Annotated in this window: 7 protein-coding genes; 5 read left to right on the plus strand and 2 right to left on the minus strand. The window is 71.6% G+C overall.

Features of this window, described 5'->3' with window-relative positions; all coding sequences use genetic code 11:
* The 3 genes from G6556_RS15945 to G6556_RS15955 all read left to right on the plus strand — a co-directional run.
* A partial coding sequence (locus G6556_RS15945) for a hypothetical protein (protein ID WP_205693604.1) occupies window positions 1-494 on the plus strand: 494 nt, incomplete at its 5' end.
* An 87-nt stretch (window positions 495-581) separates the two neighbouring features.
* Window positions 582-3,038, plus strand: coding sequence for a hypothetical protein (locus G6556_RS15950; RefSeq protein ID WP_166943625.1), 2,457 nt, complete (start codon window positions 582-584; stop codon window positions 3,036-3,038).
* 118 nt (window positions 3,039-3,156) lie between these two features.
* Window positions 3,157-3,789: a hypothetical protein gene (locus tag G6556_RS15955; protein ID WP_166943619.1), complete on the plus strand. Its 633-nt coding sequence runs from the start codon at window positions 3,157-3,159 to the stop codon at window positions 3,787-3,789.
* 232 nt (window positions 3,790-4,021) lie between these two features.
* Here the strand turns inward: G6556_RS15955 and G6556_RS15960 are convergent, their stop codons facing one another.
* Complete coding sequence (locus G6556_RS15960; protein WP_205693605.1) at window positions 4,022-4,243, minus strand: hypothetical protein; 222 nt, start codon at window positions 4,241-4,243, stop codon at window positions 4,022-4,024.
* Between the two features lie 405 nt (window positions 4,244-4,648).
* Between G6556_RS15960 and G6556_RS15965 the strand changes: the two genes are divergently transcribed.
* Complete coding sequence (locus G6556_RS15965) at window positions 4,649-5,740, plus strand: acyl-CoA desaturase (RefSeq protein WP_166943628.1); 1,092 nt, start codon at window positions 4,649-4,651, stop codon at window positions 5,738-5,740.
* A gap of 84 nt (window positions 5,741-5,824) precedes the next feature.
* Window positions 5,825-6,133 (plus strand): hypothetical protein, encoded by a 309-nt coding sequence (locus G6556_RS15970; RefSeq protein ID WP_166943631.1) that lies wholly within the window; start codon window positions 5,825-5,827, stop codon window positions 6,131-6,133.
* A 59-nt stretch (window positions 6,134-6,192) separates the two neighbouring features.
* Here the strand turns inward: G6556_RS15970 and G6556_RS15975 are convergent, their stop codons facing one another.
* Window positions 6,193-6,396 carry a cold-shock protein gene (locus G6556_RS15975; RefSeq protein ID WP_166943634.1) on the minus strand — a complete coding sequence of 68 codons (204 nt, stop codon included), beginning with the start codon at window positions 6,394-6,396 and terminating at the stop codon, window positions 6,193-6,195.
* Window positions 6,397-6,788 lie beyond the last annotated feature (392 nt).

Consider the following 6,788-nt stretch of genomic DNA (forward strand, 5'->3'; position numbering starts at 1 on the left):
ACACCCCCGCAGCCCACGCACTGCGCCAAGCACAGGCAGTCATGGCCTGGGCCCACCTGCAGATGACCTGCGACCTCCCCGAGGTCGACCAGTGGCTGCACCCCGACTTCCTCCGCGACGGACGATTCTGCCGCGACGTCGCCTGGGGACCCGGAGACGGCATCGGATACGCCGGCCCCTACGCCTACGAGGTCGTCGAGATGACACACAACGACGACGGCACCGTCGACATCACCACCTGCGCCATCGCCCAACCCCACTCCCGATACGACGTCAGCACCCACGAACCCGCCGGACGATCCGGCGAGCACCACCGTCCCGGGCGCTCACGACTCATCCCCCACGGCGACTCCTACCGCTTCGCCGGGTCATCCGCCCCGACCACCACCACCATCGAGACCTGCGAACCCAGCGCCCCCATCACCGTCCAGCACTTCGTCGACTGGCAGGACACCCCCCGCTTCACCCGCTTCCGCACCGGACCCGAGTCGTGATCCCCGACGGCGGGACGGCCTCGATCGACCTCTCGACCCTCCGCGAGGCGCTCCACGGCGCATCCCTGCTCGACGTGGATACCGACAGTGCGCAAGGCGAGCGGCGAGGGGATGGACGACCTGCTGCGCCAGATCTTCACGAAGGGCGAGGGCACCTTCGGCTGGGCCACCTCCGTCGGGCTGCACACCTGGACGTGGAGGGCCGAGGGCTCCTCACCCCAAGGCCGGGAGGCGAGCGTAGCGGCGATGCGGCACCTCGCGGAGCGGCTACATCGTGATCGACCCGTCCGCCCCGATCGGCCACTCCGGGTTGTGCGCGACCTCCCACACGTACCCCCGGAGCATCCGGTGACCGGGGTCGAGCGCCGCCCCGACAAGGGCGTCCCCGCAGAGTGCGACAGGGCCGCCGAGCAGGTGCGCGGGATCTGCGCCGACCTCGCCGGCGCCGCCAGCACCGCCAGCAACCTCGCCTCTACGGTGCGCACCGCCTGGCAGGGACAGGCCGGGAACGCGTTCTGCTCGAGCCTGGACGCGGCCACGCAGTCCAGCCGACTCACCGTCGCCGCGTGGGACCGGGTCAAGGACGAGCTCGTGCGCTACGCCACCCGCCTCAGGGACATCCAGACCCGCGGCGACCAGATCCGCTCCGCACTGTCGAGCGCCGAGGACTCCCTCAGCACCGCCAAGAAGACGCTGGCGCGCTACCAGAAGGACGACGACACCGCGGCCTGGCGCATCACCCACGCACGCGGCACCGTCGACTCCCTCACCCACGACATCGCGACCCAGGTCGTCGCACTCGACAACCTGCGCGCCGAACGACAGGCACTCGACAACGCCACGGCCACCGCCCTGCACACCGCACCCGGCGCCGGCGCCGCCGCCTGGCAGGCGATCGCCTACCGCAACGGCCGCACCGTCCCGAGAACCGACATCCTCGACGAGCTGCTCGACCTGCTCGACCGCGACCCCATCGGCAACCTCGACCTGCTCCACCAGTTCCTGCTCATGCACAGCAACGACGCCGAGCTCATGGGCACGTTCTTCGACGGGGTCGGCGCACGCGGGCTGATCGACCTCATGCGTCGAGCCGGACCGGGCGGCACCGCCACCTTCATCTTCGGCCTGCTCGCCACCGGCTTCGTCACGGCCTCGTCCGGGTGGTCCTCCGACAAGCAGCGCGCCTTCGGCGCCGCACTCGTCGACGCGCTCAAGCCGGACACCGTGTCGTCCCTCACCTCGGACCAGGAGCTCCTCGCCCGCCTGCTCGCATCGCCGGGAGTGCCGCCCCGCGTGGGCCTCGGCGCGTTCGGACGCCTCGACGAACTCCGCCACGTGGATCCCGCAAAGTTCGCCACGATCACCTCTCCACTTGGCGGCCCACCGGGAACGGCTGACTTCACGATCGAGTCGCTGACGAACACGCTCTTCCTCCTCATGAGCCAGGTCCCCGGGGAAGCCCGCGACTACTTCTTCTCGCGCAGCGACCCAACCGAAGCGGTGGCCTACTGGTACGGCAGGCATCCTTGGGCGAGCGACGGGTTCACCGGACCCGCCGCCCTGCTCCGGGCGATCGCGAACGAACCCGTGGACCTCGCCGGCGACAACGAGTCGTGGAAGGCGATCCTCGGGTTCTGCTCCACGGCTCTGGACAACTTGGGCGGCCGTCCCGACTACAACACCGCGAACGTGAGCCCGGCGGCGGCACTGGACATCGCGATCGCCATCTCTGCCTTCATCCCGGAGATAGCGGGCAACATCTTCGGCGATCAGGATCGATCCACGTCCACGGGCGTAGCGGCGGAGATATTCCGCGACGGCCTTCACCAGAACGGGCCGACGCTGGATGCGAAGTTCGGCAACCTGGCTCGTGCCCTTGGTGTCGCCACCACCCATCCGAGCGCCCTGAATGCCTTCCTAGTCCAGGTGCGCGCTTACGGCGACGCGGTGCTGGCCCACGTGACGGGCGCGACGCCCCCGACCCTCGACCAGACCCGAACACTTCTGAGCACGGTGAGCGCCGTGTGGGGTTTCACACACGCGGCCTACAGCGTCGAGGCCGCAGGGGACGCCGCACGACTCAGCAACTCGTCGCGGGCGCTCCTCGACCAGATCTTCGCGGTCGGCGGGCTGGTACCCATCCCGGGCGCGAGCAAGGGCCTCGACATCGGAGTTGACGCGGTCACCACTGTGGCTCCAGGTCTCTTGGCCACGATCATCCCGCAGATCCTGACGGACGATCAGCTGCTCGAGATCCGCAACAACCCCAAGACGGCGGGCCGCGATGAGCTCAACACCAGGATCAGCGACGCACTCGAGACCGCGCTCGCCGGAATGAACCCCCCGTACACCGTCGTGGATCTTGACATCGGACGGTCAAGGCTCGCCACGATCGACGACTTCGCCAAGAACATCGGCGGCGCGTACGACGCCGCGGCGGCCGCCTTCAGCAGCGAGGAGACCGATGGCGCCTACTCGGTGTCGCTGAGTCACAGCGACGAGACCGCGAGCCGCGATCAGATGGCGGCCGGAATGGTGAACTGACGTGCGGACACGACTCCGTGCCTGCAGGATCGCCGCGCTCGCGTTCCTGGTGATCGCCGCGTGCTCCTCGCCCGTCGACCCGTCACCCTCCCCCACCCCCCGGCCGAGCGTGGCCCTGGTGACACGAGCCTCGACACCCGGCGAGCTGAACCCGCCGCATCCCGCAGACAACCCCTACGAGCACACCGACGTCATGGTCTCCCTCCGCCGCGACTTCGTCGTCGCGTCGTGGGGATGGCTCAACGACCTGTGCAGCACCGACGAGTACAAGGCACTGCTGGACGTCCGCGTGTTCAAGTGCGAGGAGAACTACGCGTCCGCGTCGGGAGGAGACCGGCTGGGAATCGGCCCGGCGAGCTTCACGCCCCTCGAGTCCGTTCCTCGAGACGATGGCCACGTCGAGGTGATCGCCTGCTATCAGGATTCGCCCCGAAGATACGCCCGGTGGAGCACGGGTGAGGTGGACGCCGAGGGCTCGACCCAGAGGTACCTGATCACCTACGTCCTGTCGCCGTTGACCGAGGACGAGCGCACCGCGCTGATCGCGCTCGGGCTCGAACCCACCACGCACCGCCTGCGCGACGTGCAGCCGGGCACCGAGCCCTGCCCCGACGTCGAGGTCACGACCCAGATCTTCGTCGACTGGCTGCGAACGAGCTTGTTCACCTCACCCGGGCCGTTCAGCACGCCCATGCCGCACTGGCGGGACGACACACCCCCGACCGGGCCGCCGAGTCTGGCGGCAGGGTGATGCCCCGCGCCGAATCCCGCCGCCGCGGGTTGCTGATCCTGCCCCGCTCGCGCCGCGCACCACTCCTGCTCGCGATCTGCGTCGCTGCAGCCTCGGCTGTCGCCCTGGGCGCCCTGTGGGGCACCTCGCGTGGCAGCACACGCGCACCCGGCGACCTGCCACTTGCGACCGCCGTCGGCGACGCGCTCCGCGAGTGGGAACGGAAGCACGACCAGCTGTTCACCCCGCCAGCTCACGCGCCCGGGCCGCCACCCGCCGCCCGATCCGCGGCGCCGTCGTCGTCCCCCGCGAGGTACCGCACGACCACCCGCGCCTCGCCCGCGACCACGGCGACGTCCTGCGCCTCGACCTTCGTCAGCGCCCGGGCGGCGTCCGCCGCGGCGGGGAGCAGGGCGGCGGGGTCGACGCCGGGGAGCAGCAGCCCGACGCCGAGGGTCACGCGGTACGACGGCACGGCCGCGAGCGTAGCGGCGGCACGCCACGACGCCGGCGCGCCGGACCCCGCCGCGCGAGCCCCGGCGCCCCGCACCCCACGACACCGGTCCACAGCGTGAGCACGAGCCCGCCCGCCTGGAAGAACGCCACCTCCCCGTCGGGTCGGCGTGGTGCGGGCCACCCCATCGCCTCGTCGAACGCGCACTGCCGGTCGAGGTCCGTGACGCCGAGCGTGACCACGCTGATCCGCGGCTCCACACCGCCTTCCTCCCGTGCCTCCACGACATCCACCCGCGTTCGGGGGGACAGCCCCCGGGTGCTCCCGCGCGCGGTCACGTAGCGTGGAACGCATCCGAACGACGAGCGTTCCCGCTCACGCCCGCGGCTGGGAAGTCGACCACCCCCCACGTTCGGAGCGCGCTTCGTGACACCTTCCGCACCCACCGCCGCGCCGGCGACGACCGCCCGGCCGAACCAGGCCGCCGCGACCGGCTCGTACCAGGAGCTCTCCAAGCAGGTCCGCGACGCCGGCCTGCTGAACCGCGCCCCGGGCTTCTACGTCCTGCTGCTGGTGGGGCTGGGCGTCGCCCTGGCCGCGCTCGTGGCGGGCTCGGTGCTGCTCGGCCGGTCCTGGTTCCAGCTGCTGATCGCCGGCGGTCTCGGGATCGTGCTGACGCAGTTCGCGTTCGTCGCGCACGAGGCGTCGCACCGGCAGGTCCTCGCGTCAGGTCCGGCGAACGACCGTCTGGGCCGGATCCTCGCGAACGGCGTCGTCGGCATCAGCCACTCGTGGTGGATGACCAAGCACTCGCGGCACCACGCGAACCCGAACCACGTGGGCAAGGACCCGGACATCGCGCCGGACACGATCGTGTTCCTGCACGCGGACGCCGCGAAGCAGAGCCGGGTGATGGCCGCGCTGACCCGGGTGCAGGGCTGGGCGTTCTTCCCGCTGCTGACCCTCGAGGGCCTGAACCTGCACGTGACGGCGTTCCGCAGCCTGCTGGCGCAGGAGCGGTCCCGTGCTCGCACGCTGGAGCTGACGATGCTCGTCGTGCGGCTCAGCGTCTACACCGCCGCGGTGCTGTGGTTCCTGGGCCTCGGCCTCGGGTTCGCGTTCCTCGGCGTGCAGCTCGCGGTGTTCGGCGTCTACATGGGCGCCTCGTTCGCGCCGAACCACAAGGGCATGGCGGTGATCCCCGAGGGCAGCCGGCTGGACTTCCTGTCGAAGCAGGTGCTGACGTCCCGGAACATCACCGGCGGGCACGCGATGAGCACGCTCATGGGCGGCCTGAACTATCAGGTGGAGCACCACCTGTTCCCGAGCATGCCGCGGCCGCACCTGGCGCGCGCCCGCCTGCTGGTCCGCGAGCACTGCCTGCGCAACGGCGTGCCGTACACGGAGACGTCGCTGCTGCGCTCCTACGCCATCGTGGTGCGCTACCTCAACGACGTGGGCCTGGCGGCGCGAAACCCGTTCGACTGCCCCCTCGTGCAGCGGTACCGCCAGGTCTGATCCGGGCGTGCCGACCGCCTGACACGACGACGGCGAGCGGCTACGGTCCGACGTGACCGCCTGACCGACCGATCGGAGCCGCTCGTGTCCCGCACCCCCGCCCGCGTGTCGGCGCTGGTCCTCGTGATCGGGGGGCTGGCGCTGGGCGCCGCTCCCCTGCCGCTGGCCCCGTTCGGCTGCGGGCCGGCGTTCGGCGGCTCCGACGAGGTGCTGGAGCAGACGCTCGACGTCGTGACCGCCTGCTCCGACAGCCGCGCGCAGCGGCAGGGGCTGGCGGGCGCGGTGCTGGTCGCCGGTGCCGCGCTCGGGGCGGGCGCGCTCGTCCCGAGCCGCCGCGGGCAGACGGCCACGGCGGCCGGCACGGCCCCGTTCGGAGCCGACGCCGCGCGCTGACCCCGGGCAGCAGAACGCCGGCCGTCCCCGTCGGGGGCGGCCGGCGTTCGCGCGTCAGCTCAGAGCGGGCGGATGTTCGCCGCCTGCGGGCCCTTGGGGCCCTCGGTGACGTCGAACTCGACCTGCTGGTTCTCCTCGAGGGAGCGGTAGCCGGAGGAGGCGATGGCGCTGTAGTGCGCGAACACGTCCGGGCCGCCCTCGGAGGGAGCGATGAAGCCGAAGCCCTTCTCGGCGTTGAACCACTTCACGGTGCCGGTGGTCATGATGTCTTCTCTCGTTCGGGGACCGGAGCCGCGGACGCGGCTCCTGGTGCCGCGCCACGAGGGGCGCGGACGGTGGTGGGTGCGCGCGCGGCAGGCGGGCGCGGCGGGACGGCGGCGGGCGGCGGTGAGCGCGGCCACGGCCTCGTCGAAGGTGTGCGTGACGGCCACGGGGCGCGACAGGTGGTCGCTGACGTGGTGGCCGTCCGCGTCGCGGGCGATCAGCCCGGCGTACTCGCCGCCGGCGGTGGCGGCCCAGAGGTTCTCGTCCGCCTGGCGCCACTGGACGGGCGCGGTGTCGGCGGGGGTGGTGGTGGTGCGGGTACTGAGGGTGATGATCTGACGACTGCTCTCACTCCGCACGACATCGGCGGAGGGTGGGGGCGACGGCACCG

The sequence above is a fragment of the Cellulomonas sp. IC4_254 genome (assembly GCF_011603975.1).
In the GTDB taxonomy this organism is placed as follows: Bacteria; Actinomycetota; Actinomycetes; order Actinomycetales; family Cellulomonadaceae; genus Cellulomonas.

What these genes read in the sequence shown, in the direction of transcription:
- G6556_RS15975 (WP_166943634.1), bottom strand. Translation starts at nt 6,396, where the DNA reads ATGACCACCGGCACCGTGAAGTGGTTCAACGCCGAGAAGGGCTTCGGC.